The 16,642-nt window shown below is 70.6% G+C and carries 9 protein-coding genes; all 9 read right to left on the minus strand.

The annotated features are described in order from the left end of the window. Positions 1-230: 230 nt before the first annotated feature. The 9 genes from IEY95_RS03630 to IEY95_RS03670 all read right to left on the minus strand — a co-directional run bounded on the left by IEY95_RS03630 (position 231) and on the right by IEY95_RS03670 (position 16,421). Positions 231-434, minus strand: a complete 204-nt coding sequence (locus tag IEY95_RS03630) for an SGNH/GDSL hydrolase family protein (protein ID WP_229702542.1) — start codon at positions 432-434, stop codon at positions 231-233. 203 nt (positions 435-637) lie between these two features. Then, on the minus strand, positions 638-2,260 hold the full coding sequence (locus tag IEY95_RS03635; protein ID WP_189184323.1) for an FAD-dependent oxidoreductase: 1,623 nt from the start codon (positions 2,258-2,260) through the stop codon (positions 638-640). Positions 2,261-2,324: 64 nt separating this feature from the next. Continuing rightward, entirely contained in the window at positions 2,325-3,566 is a 1,242-nt protein-coding gene (locus IEY95_RS03640; RefSeq protein WP_189184324.1) for an MFS transporter, read from the minus strand. 22 nt (positions 3,567-3,588) lie between these two features. Next, positions 3,589-5,772, minus strand: coding sequence for an MMPL family transporter (locus tag IEY95_RS03645; RefSeq protein WP_189184325.1), 2,184 nt, complete (start codon positions 5,770-5,772; stop codon positions 3,589-3,591). 35 nt (positions 5,773-5,807) lie between these two features. Then, positions 5,808-6,611 carry an alpha/beta fold hydrolase gene (locus IEY95_RS03650; RefSeq protein WP_189184326.1) on the minus strand — a complete coding sequence of 268 codons (804 nt, stop codon included), beginning with the start codon at positions 6,609-6,611 and terminating at the stop codon, positions 5,808-5,810. Positions 6,612-7,001: 390 nt separating this feature from the next. Next, positions 7,002-8,348 (minus strand): MFS transporter, encoded by a 1,347-nt coding sequence (locus tag IEY95_RS03655; protein ID WP_189184327.1) that lies wholly within the window; start codon positions 8,346-8,348, stop codon positions 7,002-7,004. Between the two features lie 53 nt (positions 8,349-8,401). Further along, the gene (locus IEY95_RS03660) at positions 8,402-9,598 is read right to left on the minus strand and encodes an aminotransferase-like domain-containing protein (RefSeq protein ID WP_189184328.1); all 1,197 of its coding nucleotides are present in this window, start codon (positions 9,596-9,598) and stop codon (positions 8,402-8,404) included. Continuing rightward, a complete protein-coding gene (locus IEY95_RS03665) occupies positions 9,595-12,762 on the minus strand; it encodes an ATP-binding protein (protein ID WP_189184329.1) in 3,168 nt (1,055 codons plus the stop codon). Before IEY95_RS03665 ends, IEY95_RS03660 begins: the two co-directional genes overlap by 4 nt. Before the next feature lie 476 nt (positions 12,763-13,238). Next, positions 13,239-16,421, minus strand: a complete 3,183-nt coding sequence (locus IEY95_RS03670; RefSeq protein ID WP_189184330.1) for an ATP-binding protein — start codon at positions 16,419-16,421, stop codon at positions 13,239-13,241. Positions 16,422-16,642 lie beyond the last annotated feature (221 nt).

The following is a 16,642-nucleotide window of genomic DNA, read 5'->3' on the forward strand; positions in this document are numbered from 1 at the left end:
GGCGATCAGCGCTTATCCCACTTGACGCGCCAATGTTGATCTCTTGACGCGCTTCTGGCATGGGGCAAGCATCGAGTGATCGAAGCGCTTCGAAATCCCTGTCACTGGACCCCAAGGACATCCAATGTGTCCGCGCGGAGAGGGCGCGAAGGTCCCAGTCCAAGTGGCTCCGGTATCAGGAGTCGGATGTCTCTGGTCGGATCCGTGATGCTCCTGGTCGGTCGGTGCCGTCACCAGTCTGTCGGCAGAGCGGAGATGAACGAGGTGAGCCGGTCGGCGATGAGTCGGTCGTCGTGGGCCGAGTAGTGCCAGTCGCAGCCCAGGAAGTCCAGGCCCGTGTCGTCGAGGAACCAGTAGCGGACCCGGCTGTCGCCGGCGTCGTTGCGCGCCTTGACCACCTGCTGTACATGGCCGGCGTACTGGCCGGCTCCCACCGCCACGATGGTCGTGTCGGCCCCGTAGCGTGTGCGCAGCTTCTGGATGAAGTCGCCGTAGGCGCTGCGGTAGGCGGCCGCGAGGCTGTAGAGGCATCGCGGCAGCGGTGGCAGGCGCCCGGTACGGGGTGTCCGTCCAGTTGCCGACTCGGCCCTTCGGGTATCGACAGCGGTGAAACCCCCGGCGGCGGCCGAGGGTCGTGTCAGTCGTCGGCGAGTGCCTCGTGGACGGAGGAGACCGCGCCGGCGCCGTCGCCGACGGCGGTGGCCACTCTTTTCGTCGAGCCCGCACGAAGGTCGCCGGCTACGAAGACCCGGGGTGCGCTTGTCTGGAACGGCAGGGCCGTACCGAACGGTTCGGCAGGCAGGCGGCTGTCCGTGAGGACGAAGCCGTTGTGGTCCTTGGCCACGCCGTCCAGCCAGCCCGACACCGGGTCGGCGCCGATGAAGCAGAACAGGGCGCGGCAAGCCAGCCGGTCCCGCCGCCCGTCGGACTTCTCGGCGACGATCGACGCGAGGGTGTCGTCGCCGCCCAGTTCGCGGATCGTGCTGCTGGTGTGGACCTGGATCCGCGCATGCGCCCGGATCCGGTCGGTCAGGTAGGACGACATCCGGGCTCCGAGATCGGCGCCGCGGACGATCAGGTCCACCGTCGCACCACGGGCGGCGAGGGACAGGGCCGCTTGCCCGGCCGAGTTGGCGCCGCCGACGACCGTCACCGGCTGGTCTTCATAGCCTCGGACGTCCAGCTCGGTCGCGGCGTACCGGACGCACCCGGAGCTCTCGAAAGTCGTCCATTGCGGCAGGTCGAGGTGCCGGTAGTGCGCCCCGGTCGCGGCGATCACCGCGCGGCAGCGAATGCGTGCGCCGTCCTCCAGCAGGACGGCCGGGCGTCGCTCCTCCGAGAGGTCCAGGCCGGCCACCGCGCAGGGCGCGTGAATCCGTACACCGAACTTGAGTGCCTGGACCATCGCCAGACGGGTCAGGCTTTCGCCGCTGACTCCGTGCGGGAAGCCCAAGTAGTTCTCGATGCGGGCGCTCTTGGCGGCCTGGCCACCGAGCCCGGCGCGGTCCAGCAGTACGGTGACGAGACCCTCGGACGCCCCGTACACGGCGGCGGCCAGACCCGCCGGGCCGGCGCCCACCACGACGAGATCGACCGGACGCCCGTCGGCCCGATAGGTGAGACCGAGCACCTCGGCAAGAGCTCTGGGCGTCGCACGCCTCAGCAGCGAACCGTTGACCATCGCGGCCGGGAGGTCGTCCTCGCCGAGCCCCGCCCGTCTCATCAGCGAGCCTCCGGGGTGCGAGGCCGCGTCGAGCCAGGAATGCGGCAGGAGCATCTGCGTCACATAGGTGCGTAGTTCCAGCGTCCGCGCGGCGTACGACCGGCCGACGAGCTCCAGTACGCTGCCTGCCGCCCCGCGGATCACCTCGCGCCGTTCCCTGAACGCCTCGATCAGTGTGTCGGCGATGTCGACCTGCTCGGCGAGGGCCCGGCGCAACATCGCCGCCCGGATCCGGACGACTGTCCCGGCGGACACCACCCGGGCGGTCAGGTAGACGTGCTGACCGGTCAGCAGGTTGAGCTCACCGAGGAAGTCTCCGGGGCCGCCCCGGTAGATCAGACGCTCCGGCTCGATCGCCGTCGCGTCCCGGACGATGTCCACGGTCGCCGACCGGAGCAGGAAGAAGTCGTAGGTGTCGTCGCCGGACGTGTACAGATCCCGGCCGGGCTCGGCATGCTCCACCTCACCGTACTCGGCGAGCCGGCGGAACTGCTCGTCGTCCAGGACCGGCCCACGTTGTGCCGCACCGTCGTTCAAGTGATTCCTCCGTCACACCGGACCACGAGGGTCTCTTGCCAGAGTGCTGGTCGAGTCGAGCAGTTCAGGCGCGAACCGGAACGGGCGCCGGCTTCACCCGGGCGACGGTCATGACGTACAGGAGCAGACCCGCGGTGGTGAGGACGAAGCCGGCCCACACGGTGGACAAGGTCCCCCAGCCGGCGTCGAGGGTGACCGCGCCGCCGATCGCGCCGAGACAGTTGGCCAGGTTGAGGGCGGCCAGGTTGAGCGTTCCCATCAAGGTCGGGGCGTCCGGTGCGAAACTCGTCAACCGGACCTGGATGGCGGGGATGGCGAACATCATGGTCGCGCCGACGCCGAACAGGCAGGGCAGCAGAATCACCAGGTTGCCGCCCGCCACGCCGATCAGCGCCAGGAACGCCAGAGCACCGCCATAGCCGGAGATCAGACCGCGGTTCTCGTACCGGTCGGCGACACGTCCGCCGACGTGGTTGCCGACCGCCATGCCGAGGCCGAAGACGGCGAGCGCGATCGGGATGAGCGAGGCGTCCCGCAGCGCCGCGTCGGTGACGAACGGGCCGATGAACGTGTAGACGGCGAAGATGCTGGAGATGCCGAACGCCGCGATGGTGACCATCAGCCAGACGCCACGCCGCCGGAGGGCGCCCAGTTCGCCCGTGAGGGAGCTGCCGCGCAGGTCGTCGGTGCGCGGCAGCCAGGCCACCAGGGCAGCTCCGGCGAGGAGGCCGACGGCGACCACGGTCCCGTACATGACGCGCCAGCCGGCGTGCTGGCCGATGAAGGTGCCGAGCGGCGACCCGGCGATGGTGGCGACGGTGAGTCCTCCCATCACGGTGGCGAACGCCTTGCCGCCCTTGCCCGGCCCGTACACGTACGCGGCGACGACGGCACCGGCGCCGAAGAACGCGCCCTGCACGCTGCCCGCGACGAACCGGAACACGACGAACAGCACGATGTCCGGCGCCAGGGCGGAGAGTCCGTTGCCGACCAGGAACAGTCCGATCAGGCCGAGCAGCAGAGTGCGCCGGTTGACCCGGGCGGCGAGCAGGGTGATCGCCGGAGAGCCGATCATCACCCCGAAGGCATACGCGGTGATCGCGTATGTCGCGACCGGAACGGACACTTCCAGATCGGACGCGAACAGCTGGATGATGCCGTTGCTGCCGAACTCGCCGGCGCCGATCGCGAAGGTCCCCAACGCCAGTGCGAACAACGTCAGTTTCGGATTCCTGATGGGCGACTTCGCGGAGGTGTGCCGCTTCTCCTCGGCAGTGCACTGGCTGTCGTATGCGCGCTGATGCATCGTCTCGTCCTTGGCAGGAGGGTCAGTTGGACGGCGTACGGGCCGGTGCGGGACGGAGATCGGGCGTGGGGGGCGGGTCGTCGCCCTCCCGGAGGCCGTGGCGGGCGTAGAAGCGCCGCAGGGGCGCAGGCGCCCACCAGTTCGCGTTGCCGAGCAGGCGCATCGTGGCCGGTACCAGCAACGCCCGGACGATCGTCGCGTCCACCAGGACGGCGATGAGCATCGCCACCCCGATCAGCTTGATGAACGTGATTCCGGAGATGGAGAACAGCCCGATCACGACCAGGATGAGCAGCGCGGCGCTGGTGATGATCCGGCCGCTGCGCTGCAGCCCGACCGCGACCGCCGCGGTGTTGTCGCCGGTCCGGTCGTACTCTTCGCGGATCCGGGACATCAGGAAGACCTCGTAGTCCATCGACAGCCCGAACACGACCGCGAGGACCAGGATCGGCTGGGTCGCCTCCAGCGTCCCGGTGGGGGTGAAGTCCAACAGGCCGGACAGATGGCCGTCCTGGAAGATCAGGACCAGTGCGCCGAACGAGGCGCCGAGCGACAGGATGTTCATCACGATCGCCTTGATCGGCAGCACGACGGAGCCGAAGGCGAGGAACAGCAGGACGAAGCCGGCGCCGCCGATGATCAGCGCCATCCAGGGCAGAAGATCGCCCACGGCGTCGAGTTGGTCGGCCAGCTGCGCGGTCTGGCCACCCACCAGCGCCTCACCACCCGGCGGTGCCGGTACGGCCCGGATCCGGCTCACGAGATCCCGCGACCGGGGCGATATGGGGTCGCCCTGGTACATGATCGTGACCCGGGCGACGTCGCCGGACCGACCCGTGACCTCGGCTCCGGACACCCCGTCGACAGTCTGGACGGCGTCGACGTAGCGCTCCAGACCGGCCCGGTCCGACGAGGTCACGATCGCCTCGACCGGCTCCTGACCGTTCCGGACGAAGTCCCGGTCGACGGTTTCCGAGACCACACGGCTCTCGGTACCCGTCGGCAGCACCCTCGGGTCGATACCGCCGAACTCGACGCGCAGGAACGGCGCGGCGGCCAGCAACAGGACCGTGAGCACCCCGGTCGCATAGACGACCGGGTGGCACATGATGCTGTGCGCGAGGCGGTACCAGAACCCGTGCACGACCTCGTCCTGCGGGAGAGCCGGCGGCGGGCGGCGGAACAGCCGTCGCACCGAAAGTGCCTCGACCCGGGGGCCGAGGACGGCGAGCAGGGCGGGCAGCACGGTCAGTGCCGCCACCATCGCCACCACGACCGCGGACAGACCGCCGAGACCCATCGAGCGGAGGAAGGCCATCGGGAAGATCAGCAGTCCGGCCAACGAGACGGCGACGGTGACGCCGGAGACCGCGACCGTACGACCCGCGGTGGCCATCGTGCGGGCGACGGCGTCCTCGACATTGAGCCCGCGGGCGATCTCCTCGCGGAACCGCCCGACCATGAACAGGCCGTAGTCGATCGCCAGACCCAGCCCGAGAATCGTCACCACGTTGACCGAGAAGACCGAGACGTCGGTCAGGTAGGTCATCCCGCGCAGCGCGGTGAACGCTCCGAGGATGGCCAGACCGCCGATCGCGAGCGGCAGGCTCGCCGCGGCCACACTGCCGAAGACGACGACCAGGAGCACGAGCAGCACCGGTATGGAGATCGTCTCGGCGAAAGCGATGTCCGCCGCGACCCGCTCGCGGATGTCGCGGTCGACCGTGGTGGCGCCGCCGACCTGGGTCCGCAGGCCGGGCGCGGCCAGTTCGTGCTCGATCTCGTCCAGCCCTTCGCCGCGCCGCGCCTCGTCGTCGCCGGCCAGGGTCAGCACCGCGTAGGTGGCGTGCCGGTCGTGGCTGACCAGGGCCGGGCTGCCGGTGCTCCAATAGGTGACGGTCCGGGCCACCACGTCGTGAGGAAGCGCTTGGAGCGTCTCCGTGACGGCTCGCCGGAACGCCGGGTCGTCAACTGTCGCGCTGGGGCTGGTGTACAGGACCACCGCGTCGTTGCCGGTCCGGCCCAGCGTCGCCTCGGCACGTGCGGCCGCGCGCGAGCTCTGGCCGGCCGGGTCGTCGAACCCTCCGGTGGTCAGCGAGCCGAAGACCCGCGTCCCCCAGATGCCGCCGAACGCCAGGAAGGCCGCGGCCAGGCCGATCACCCACCACCGTCGGCTGACCATCGTCCGCCCCAACCGCTCGAACATCGCCGTCCCCTCCTGGCTTCGTCGGCTTGGTGGTGTCAGCGCGCGGCGCGCTTGATGAGGGCGGCCGTCGCCGCGGGCTGCGCGATCATCGCGACATGCGAGGTGTCGGCCTCGAAGGTGTGTGCGCCGGCCCGGCGCGCCATGAACCGCTGCGCCGCCGGGGGCAGCACCTGGTCGTCGCGGCCCACGAGGTACCAGGACGGAATGGTCTTCCAGGCAGGGGCGCCGGACGGCTCCCCGAGGGTGCGCACGTCCGCCGGCCGCTGGCCGGCCCACATCAGCTCGGTGGTCGCCTTCGGCAGGTCCCCGGCGAACACGTCGTGGAAGAGCTCCTTCTTGATGTAGCCGTCGACGAGGCCCTCACCGTAGGGACGGAAGTCCAGCGCCTCCTCGCTGAGCCTGCTTCCCGGGTACTTCGTCTGCAGGCCCAGCAGCGTCTCACCCTGATCGGGCACGAACGCGGCCACGTAGACCAGCGCCTTCACGTTCGGGTTGCCGGTCGCGGCGTTCGTGACGACGATCCCGCCGTAGGAGTGCGCGACGAGGACGAGCGGGCCGCTGAGGGTCGCGAGGATGCCGGCCAGATAGGCGGAGTCGGAGGCCACGCTGCGCAGTGGGTTGGGCGGTGCGATGACCGGATAGCCGTCGCGAATGAGCCGGGAGGCGACCCCGTTCCAGCCGGAGGCGTCGGCGAACGCGCCGTGCACGAGTACTACGGTGGGCTTCTGGCCGCTGCCACTGCCGCTTCCGGTGTGTGCCTGCGCGGCGGGCGCGTCGAGTGCGGCGCCCACCACGACCGCGGCGGATCCGGCCAACAGCCCCCGGCGAGTTGTCGTCATCGATATATGCCCTTCGGTATCCGGTGTTCTCAGTGGTGATCGCGGGTCAGCGTAGAACCGGTTACTTGACGAGCACTGAACAGAAATCCGGGCGCGCTCCCGGGGCCGCTTCACCATCAGTTCCGTTGTTGTCAAGCACGTCGAAGCAGCCTGCGGACATGTAGCCGATAAGGAGCGAAGCTGCCTTCGCACAAAGCCGGAATACGCGTCGGTGAAATACCCGTCGGCGAAATTGAGTGACAGACACTGAGTCGGTGCCCCTCGGGGTCAAGTCGTGCCGAGCGGCACCAACCGAACAAGTGAGCTTGGGCTACGGCGGAGTTGCGGGCGCAGCGGATCATGTTTCGACAACGCCGCCGCCCGCGCAGCGTGACGATCAAGAGTCCGCGATCACGGGGATACTTCAACGGCACGCGGCGCCTCAGTGTGGGCGTGCTTGTCCAAGGTGTACCGGCGTTGCAGCACGATGGCGATCGTCATGAGCACGGCCGGCACCAAGGTGAAGCCGTAGCGAACGGCCGCCAGCGCGCCGGAAGACTGCGTGGTGTGCTCGCCTGCGGTACTGGCCACGAACCCGCCCGCAGCCAGGCAGGCCGAGTACACGTACGGCCCCAATGCGCCGCCGGTGGCCTCGGCGGCGGTCCACACGCCGGTGTAACTGCCCGCACTGGCACTACCCGTCGGCCCGGCGGCGGCGATGACGTCGGGCACCATCGACAGCGGCATCAGTTGCATCGCGGCGAACGCGACGCCCAGCACCGCCACGGCTGCGATCAGCAGGGGCAGGCCGGCCGCGGCGCCCAGTGCCAGCACCAGCGAGCCGGCCACGAACGCGGCCTGGGCGGCGAGCAGGCTGCGCTGCTTGCCGAGACGCCGGGCCACCAGTACCCACAGGGGCGTGGTCAGGACCGCCGGCGCCATGAACGCCGCGATGAGCACGGTCGTGAGCGCGGAGCGGCCCAGCTCGTACTCGGCGAAGTACGGCATGGCGGCCAGTACCAGGTTCATCGTGATCGCGACGGTCAGATAGGACGCGGTCAGCGCACGGAACTGCCGGTCGCGCAGCGCCACCAGCAGCCCGCCCCGGTGCCCCGGCTCGGCCGAGGTGCCCGGCGCAGCCTGGTTGAGGCGCGCGACGCCGGTGATGCCGACCAGCATCGCCGCAAACATGACCAACCCGAGCAGCAGGGCCATTCTCGTGTAATCGCCGACGCCCGGATCATCACCGGCGACCACCGGCGCGGCCACTCCGGCGAGCAGGACGCTCACGGTGATCACGACATTGCGGTAGCCCATGAGGCGGGTCCGCTCGTGGTAGCCGATGCCCAGGTCGGCCGGGGTGGCGAGGTAGGAAACCTGGTAGCACGAGTAGAGCAGGTTGCCGGCGACCAGCGCCACCGAGACCCATATCGCGGCGGTCGTCCCGTGCAGGTCCGACGGCACGGCGAACATGGCCACGAAGGCGAGCACCACGACGGAGCCGACCAACATCAGTTGCCGGCGGTGGCCGCGGCCGGCCAGGTTTGCATCGGAGATCCGGCCCACCCACGGGTGCAGCACTATGTCGGCGACATTGGGCAGCAGCAGTGCGAGGCCGGCCGTCTGCGGCGGCACGGCCAGGACGTCGGTCAGGAAGTACAGCAGGAAGATGCCCGGCACGGTGACCCAGATGCCCATGCCGACCGAACCGGCGGCGAACGGGACGAGTGCGCGGAGGGGGAGCCGAACGTTGGTCATGAGCGGCCTTCCGGGAATCTGCCGTAGGGGACTGTCGTTACTCGCTTGCGCCCTCAGAAGGCCAGGGCCAGTCGGCGTACGGCCTCGCGCAGTTCTTCCGGAGTGCGGTCGCTGTAGGACAACCGCAGGTGCCGGGCCGAAGACCGCCGCCGGGGGTCCGCCGCGAAGAACTCGCCCGGCTGGTAGATCACACCGTGGGCGGCCGCCCGCTGGAACAGCGCCGCGGGGTCCACGGCGTCGTCGGTGAGCCGCGGCCAGAGGAACAGCCCGCCTTCGGGAGCCACGATGTCGAGGGCGCCCGGGAGTTGTTCCTGCAGGGCGTCGATCAGCACGCCGGCGCGTTCTTCGTACAGCGCGGTGGCGCCGCGCACGATCCCGTCGAACCAATCGGCGTCGTCGGTGAGCAGCCGTTCGATGATCGCCTGGGCCACCGAGGACGTGTGTACGTCGAGGCGGTTGCGCAGCCGGATCACCGGGTCCACGAGGTGGTCCGGCAGCACCAGCCAGCCCACGCGCCAGCCGGGGCCGAGGGTCTTGGTGAAGGTGTTGACGTGGATCGCCCGGTCCGACTGGTTGAAGACCGCGACACCCTGGTCCTGGCCGGCGAAGCGCAGTTCGCGGTACGGATTGTCGACGATCACGTAGAAGCCGTACCGCTCGGCGAGCTCGATCAGTGCCTGCCGCTTCGGCGCCGAGAGACTGACCTGGGCGGGGTTGTGGAAGTCGGGCACGGTGTAGGCCGCGGCGACCCGGGCGCCGGTGGCGAGCCGCCGGGCGAGGTGTTCGACATCGAAGCCGTCGGCCACGACCGGTACCGGCAGGGTCCGCGTCGTCGATACCTCCAGGGCCCACAGGAAACCCGGGAACACCGGATCGTCCACCGCGACGGTGGCACCGCGCTCGACCACGGTCAGCACCGCCAGTGCGAGGCCGTGCATGCCACCGTTCGTCACCACGATCCGGCTCGGGTCAACGCCCTCCCGTTTCGCGATCCAGTCGCACAGCGCGGCGGATCCACGCGCCGGCGAATACTGCAGGCTCGCGACCGCGGCGTCGGGGGCCTGCCAGAGCTGCGCCGATGCCTTGCCGATCGCCTCGACCGGCAAAGCCGCAGGCGCAGGGATGCCACCCAGCAGGCGAATCGTTCCGGGGGCAGGGGCGGCCAGGCTGGCGTCGACGAATCCCTTCGGCGCCGAGAGCCCACGGGCCAGGGCCGTCAGCCCGCTCTGTTCCTCAGGGCCTGCGGTCACGCATTGCCTCCAGGTCCTGAGAGGAGTCGTTCGGCGCGTCGCGCGAACAGGTGCGCCTCACATGCGGTGGATTGCGTGTAGGCCCATTGGGCGGCGGCCCGGACAGCGGTGAGGGGTGCACCGCGGGCCTGCAGCAGGCGCGCCTTCAGCAGCAGGAGCAGCCCTTCGGCATAACGCTGGCCGTAGTCCCACATCGCCTGGTCGGCTCGGTCGAGAGCGGCGTCGGCCCGATCGGGCGATCCGGCCGCCAGCCACATCTCGGCGATCAGTGCGTAGTGGTAGGCGATGCCCCATTGCGGCGGATCGAGCAGGTGGGCTGCCAGGAGTTCCTCGGCCTCGGCCGCGGCGTCGGCCGGATCCTCGCCGGTGAGGGCACGTGCCCAGCACCAGAACTGCCGGATGTAGTGGTCGATGTGGGCGCTGAGGCGGGCGAGGCCGGCGGCGACCCACCGCTCGCCGGCTCGCCGTGCCGTTTCCGCGTCCCCGGCCATGGAAGCGATCATGGTCGTGTAGTAGACCCAGACCGAGGCCGCGTACGGGTCCCCCGGGGTGTCCCAGGTGTCGACGAAGGCCAGCGCCGTGTCGACATCACCGTGCAGCGCGGTCATGACCGCCCGCCAGCCGGGTCCTTCCCCGGGAACGCTGCCGTCCCGCCGGAGCGGTGTCTCTTCGTCCGGGGCTACGGTGCCGCCGGCGGCGGCGACATCCTCCTTGCTCAAGGACCGGTACGCCTCGCCGATGTTGCCGATGTCCCACTGATGCAGGCCCCAGGCCTGCCGGCCGTAGCGTCGGACGGCGGGAGCGGAGGACGCCTGACCGAGCTCGTGCATGCGGCGGGCCAACTGCCCGCGGCCCTTCTCCATGGAGGTGTAGGCGCCCATCAGACGGATGAAGAGGAAGTCGGCGGCCTCCGCCTCCCGGCCGAGGGTGCGGGCCAGGTATTCGGCCCGCCCCAGCAGATCGAATGTCGACGCGTCGTACCCCGACTGTCGTCTGACGACGATGGCGAGCAGCGTGAGGGCGGAGAACTCCAGCTCCATGAGTCCGGAGGCCCGGGTGACCTGTACGGCGGAGCGCAGCTGTCGATTGGCGGACTCGAAGGCAAGCTTGGCCGCCGCGCGGCGCCCGGCGCGGATCAGCGCCTCCGCGGTGCGAACGGGTTCGGCGAGGGGGCCGGCGGCCCACAGGTGGTACGCGAGGCGTTCGGCGACGTCCTCGTCGTCGGCGTGGATCTGTTCGAGCGCGTCCGCGACGCGCAGATGCAGCTGGGTGACCTGCTGTGTCGTCGCGGTCTCGGAGACCGACTCGCGAACCAGGTCGTGCGCGAAGCGGAGCGAGGACGGGTCCTGCGGCCCGGGTTCGAGCAGCCCGAGGGTATGCAGCGGTTCCAGGCGATGGAGACAGTCCGCGACGTCCACACCGGTGGCGCGGGACAGCAGCCTGAGGTCGACGTCGCGGCCGATGAGCGCGGCCACCTGCAGCAGGTCGCGGGCGCGGTCGTCGAGCCCGGCCATCCGGTCGCGGACGACGTCGTGGACGGTGGAGGGGACCCCGGCCGATGCGGACGTGTCGCCGTCGCCGATCGCGCCGGCGCCGCTGAGGAGCCGGGACAGTTCGCGGACGAAGAACGGATTGCCGGAGGTGCGGGCGTGGATGGCGCGGGCGACGGCGTCGCCGGGATCCTGGCCGGCCTCGTGGCGGATGAGTTCGGCCACGTCGGCCGGACCGAGCGGGCCGAGCCGGAACCTCCGGTGGCCGGGCCGCCGGCTGGCAGCGGCCAGCACCCGGGAGAGGTCCGGGCTGAGTGCGGGTGCGCGGTCACGTAGCGCGCCGATGATCGCGGTGCCGTGGGGCAGCCGCCCCGCCAGGTGTTGCAACAACTGCAGGGAGGTGGCGTCGGCCCATTGGAGGTCATCGAGTATCAGGAGCGTCGGCCGCCGCGCCGAGGCTTGTCCGACGAGGGCGACGACCTGTTCGAACAGCCGGAACTGGGCGTTGCCGTCGGGAAGTTCCCGGGTTGCGTCGTCCCGCGCCGCGAGGAGGCTTCCCAGCCCGCCGGTGAGCCACTGTTCGCTCGCCGGAGCGGGCAGACTGTGGACGACCTGGCTCAGTGCCTGCTCCCATGGCCACATCGCCGGTGTCCCGTCGCCCTCCAGGCAGGAGCCCCAGACGGTGAGTGCGCCCAGCCGGCCCGCCACGACGGCGGCCTCCTCCAGCAGCCGGGTCTTGCCTGCGCCCGGTTCGCCTTCGACAACGCCGATCGCGGTGTCGCCGGCGAGTGCGCGCTCCACGATGCGCCGCAGCGTGGCGAGTTCCTCGGTCCGGCCGATCAAGGTGGCCGCCGTGGTCGGCCCGACCTCCTCGTCCGCCTTCCGCACAAGCGGCGACGCCAGGGGCTGCGCGAGAATCCGCCGCTGTGCGTCCTCCAGCGCCGGACCCGGGTCGATGCCGAGCTCCTCGGCGAGCCGGTCACGGACCTGACGAAACACCGACAGCGCCTCCGCCTGGCGTCCGGCAGCGCCGAGAACGCCGACGAGACCGGCCAGCACGGGTTCGTTGAACGGTGCCATCGATGCGGCCAGTTGTAGAGCCGCAAGCACCCGCTCCGGTTGGCCCAGCGACACGGCGAGCTCCGCCGCCGCCGTGCACGCGTCGTAGAACTCGTTGTCGAGTGCGGCGAAGACCGTCGTGGCGATGGTCCCGTCGGCGATGCCGTCGCCCGCCGGGCCATGCCAGAGCACGAGCGCTCCGACGTAGTGATCGAGGGCCGCCTCGTGATCGTGCCGAGTCAGCGCGGCCCTGGCGGCATCGACGAGTTCTCGGAAGGCGACGAGGTCCAGCGTGGCGGGGCCGGCGGCGAAAAGGTAGGAATTCCCGCGACGGTGGAGGAACGATCCGGCTTCGCGGGCGGGCAGCAGAGGCTCGAGCAGCCGTCGCAACGCGCCGACGTACTTCTGGAGAATGTTCACGGCCGACGCGGGAGCGTCCTCGGCCCAGATCAGGTCGACCAACTCGCTCGTACTGATCGGCTTGCCCGCACGGGCGAGCAGCACCGCGAGCAGGTACGACTGCTGCCGAGGCCCAGCGTCCAGTTCGACGCCGTCCCGCCAGATCCGCAACGGACCGAGAATCTGCAGACGCAGATGTCCGCCGGAGGAAGCCATCCCCACCCCTACCCCCACTCACGGGCCGACCACGATCGGCTGCGGCGTAGCCACTTTACGGTTGCTTTGCGGCCTGGGTCCATCCGCCGGGGCGACCGCTGGGCGGTGCTGTCGTGGCGGAACCAGGTTCCCGATCGGCCGGTACCGATGCGTCGGCGGCCCGCGGCCGGTCCACGTGCCGATCTGCGGGGGCCCGGTGTGATTCGGCCTCGGCCACCTCTGCCGGCGCGACCGAACTGCCGATCGCCGAGCAGCAAGGTTCCAGAGGGAGTTCCGTCCCAGATCCACGCAGTGCAGAGGCTGCTCCGGTCACCACTACGCCGATTGCGTGTTCTTGACGTGCCTCGGACGGCGCCCCAGCGCGCGTCGGGCGGCGCGTCCAGGCGCTGTGCAGTCCTCGTCAAGTACGTGGATCTGCCGTGCCGTGTGCGCGGGCCGGCCTCGCTCACCGGCCGTCGGCGTCGTGAACACGGATGTCAGCGGGTTGTGTTGTCCGCAAGCTCGGCCAACAGTTCCCCGGCACGGCGGGCGAACAGGTGGGCCTCGCGATCGACGGACAGTGCGTGCGCCCGCTCGGCAACGGCCCGAAAGGTGGCGGTCGGCTCGCCGCGTGCCTGCAGCACCCGTGCCCGGAGCAGAAGCAGCAGGCTTTCGGCGTAGCGCTGGCCGTACGTTTCGATGGCCGAGTCCGCCCGGTCGAGCGCCGCGTCGGCCTCGTCCAGCTTTCCGGCTGCCAGCCACATCTCGCTGAGGAGCCCGTACCAGGTGGCCAGGCCCGAGCGTGGCGGGTCGGAGAGCGACGCGACGATCAGATCCTGCGCCTCTGCGGCTGCGCCGGCCGGGTCCTCGCCGGTCACGGCGCGCGCCCAGCAGCGGGCCAGCCGTTGGTAGGCGCCGAGGAAGCCGAACGAGAACGCGGGGTCCACGGCGATCCCGCACTCGGCCGCGCGCAGCGCCCGCGCCGGGTCGCCGATCAAAGCCGCGACTCTTGCGGAGAACGCCGCCCAGACCGTGATCGCGTAGGGGTCGCCTCCCGCGGCGGCCTCCATCGTGGCGAGCTGAGCCAGTGCCCCGTCGACGTCCCCGTGCAGTGCGGTCATCATCGCGAGCATCCCGGCCGCGAGCAGTCGCAGATCGCGCCGGAGCGGGTCCTCCTCATGGTGGGCCAGGTCGTCCAGAACGGTCCAGTCGGTCCGGCTCAGGTACCGGAACGCCTCTCCGATGTTGCCGACACCCCACTGGTGAATGCCCCAGGCGTACCAGCCGTAGGCGCGCACGGCAGAGTTGTCGGACGCCTCCCCCTGCGCCAGCAACTGGCCGGCCAACCGGCCGGCGCGGTCCAGCTGTATGCCCTGGGCGTACGCGGCCCAGCGGGAGAAGAGGAAGTCGGCGGCCTCCCGTTCCCGGTTCAGCCCACGGGAAAGGTGTTCGGCCCGCTCCAGCAGATCGACCGCCGAGCCCACGTATCCCGCCCGCATGCCGTCCACCGCGGTGAACAGTGACAGGGCAGCCAGCTCCAACTCCGCCAGGCCCGCTGTGCGTGCCACCCGCGCGGCCGAGTGAAGCGGGCGCGCGGCTGCCTCGAGCGCCAGCTTGGCTGCGGCGCAGCGGCCGGCCCGGACGAGCGCGGTCGCGGTTCGGGCCGGATCCGCGAGCGGCCCGGCAGACCACAAGTGATGGGCGAGGCGCTCGGCCACCAGTTCGATGTCCGCGGCCCTGTGCTCCAGGGCGTCGGCGACCAGCAGATGCAGCCGGGCCGCGCGCGGCGACGATATGGTCTCGACCACCGATTCGCGGACCAGGTCGTGCGGAAATCCGAACGAGTAGGGGTCGCCGGGCGAAGGTTCGAGCAGGCCCAGCCCTTCGCACGCCTCCAGGCGGTCCAGACACGTCTGGTGGTCCAGACCGGCGGTGCGGGCAAGGAGAGCGAGGTCGACGGTACGGCCGATGAGCGCGGCGATCTGCAACAGGCTCCTGGCGTCAGCACCCAGTCCGGACATCCGGTCGCGAACGACATCCCGGACAGTGGCCGGTACCGCGGTCCGGGCCGCGGTGGCCTCCGTGAGGACATCGCCGTCGGCGAGAAACCGGGACAGCTCGCGGACGAAGAAGGGGTTGCCGGCGGTGCGGATGTGGATGAGGCGCGTGGCACCCGGGCCCGGGTCCTGCCCCGTCTCACGGCGGACGAGTTCGGCCACCTCGGCCGGGCCCAGCGGGCCGAGCGGGATCCTGCGGTGACCGGGCAGCCGACTCGCCGCGGCGAGCATCCGCCCCAGTTCCGAGCTCGGCGCGGGCGCACGGTCGCGGAGCGCCCCGATCACGGCGGTGCCGGCCGGCAGCCGAGCCATCAGGTGACCGAGCAGCTCCAGCGAGGCGGCATCGGCCCACTGAAGGTCGTCGACGACGAGCACCACGGGTCGCCGCGCCGATACCTGGCGGACGAGCGCGACAGCCTGCTCGAAGAAGCGGAACCGGACGCCGCTGTCCGGCAGGGCCGACGTCGTGTGGCCGCTGCCGCGCGGTGTCACGAGACGACCGAGTTCGCCCGCCTGCCAGTCCTCGCGCGCCGCGGCCGGCACGTCGTCCAGGAGCGCGCTGATGACCTGCGCCCACGGCCACATCGACGGCGTGCCGTCCCCCGGCAGGCAGTGGCCCCGGACAACGAGCGCGCCACGCCGGTTCGCCTCGGCACCGGCCTCCTCGAGCAGGCGGGTCTTGCCCACTCCGGGTTCTCCTTCGACGAGCACAAGCCCCGTCGATCCGGCGAGTGCCGATTCCACCGCATGCCGCACCACCGCCAGTTCCTCGGCCCGGCCGACCAAGCAGTCGGTAGTCGACGCCCCGGTGGTGGGTGCCGCAGGCCGTTCATAGGGCATTTCCTCAGCCGGTGCCCGTTCCAGCACACGCAGGTGAGCGGCCACCAGTGCCGGGCCGGGGTCGACGCCCAGTTCCTCGGCCAGCCGGGCGCGGACGGTCCGGAACACCGACAGCGCCTCGGCCGGCTGGCCGGCGGCAGCCAGGGCGGCGATGAGACTCGCCTGCACTCTCTCGTGCAACGGCGCCATCCGGGCGGCCATGTGCAAGGACTGGAGCACACGTTCAGGCTGGCCGAGCCTTATCGCCAACTCGGCTGCCGCCACGCAGGCGTGGCGGAACTCGCCGTCCAGCCCGGCGAAGATCGCCATACCGGTCGAGCCGTAGGCGACCCCGTCGCCGGCCGAGCCGTGCCAGAGCCCCACCGCTTCCAAGTACCCGTCGAGTGCCGCAGCGAGCCGCTGCTCCGCGACGCCGGCCTCGGCCGCTTCGACCAGCTCACGGAACCTGACGACGTCCAGTGTCCCGGGGGCAGCCACGAACAGGTACGCGCTACCGCGACGCTGCAGGTACGAGCCGGGTTCACGCGCGGGCAACGCCGGCTCCAGCAGCCGCCGCAGCGCGCCGACATACTTCTGGAGGATGTTGACCGCCGAGGCCGGGACGTCCTCGGCCCAGATCAGGTCGACCAACTCGCTGATGCTGACCGGCTCGCCCGCACGGGCGAGGAGAACGGCGAGCAGATACGCCTGCTGCGGCGGACCGGCGTCTAGTTCCACACCGTCTCGCCAGACCCGTAGCGGACCGAGAACCTGCAGACGCAGAGATGCGTCGGAGGAGGCCATTCCATTTTCCATTCCCAGTCCCGGGTCGCCCTCCTTGCCATCCGCTGCCCGTGGTGACCGACGTCGCGCGGCAGGGAAAGCGACTACTGCCAATGGCCGGCCGGAAGGGCCAGGCAAACGACGAGAGGCGACAGCAGTGATCGCGGCAGGTTCTTCAGCGGGGCAACGCGCCGGGTGCCACTGGAATGGACAGGCTGGAGTCAGAAGCCGTTGTCCGTCGT

Source organism: Streptomyces albiflavescens, from assembly GCF_014645835.1.
GTDB classification, from domain to species: Bacteria; Actinomycetota; Actinomycetes; order Streptomycetales; family Streptomycetaceae; genus Streptomyces; species Streptomyces albiflavescens.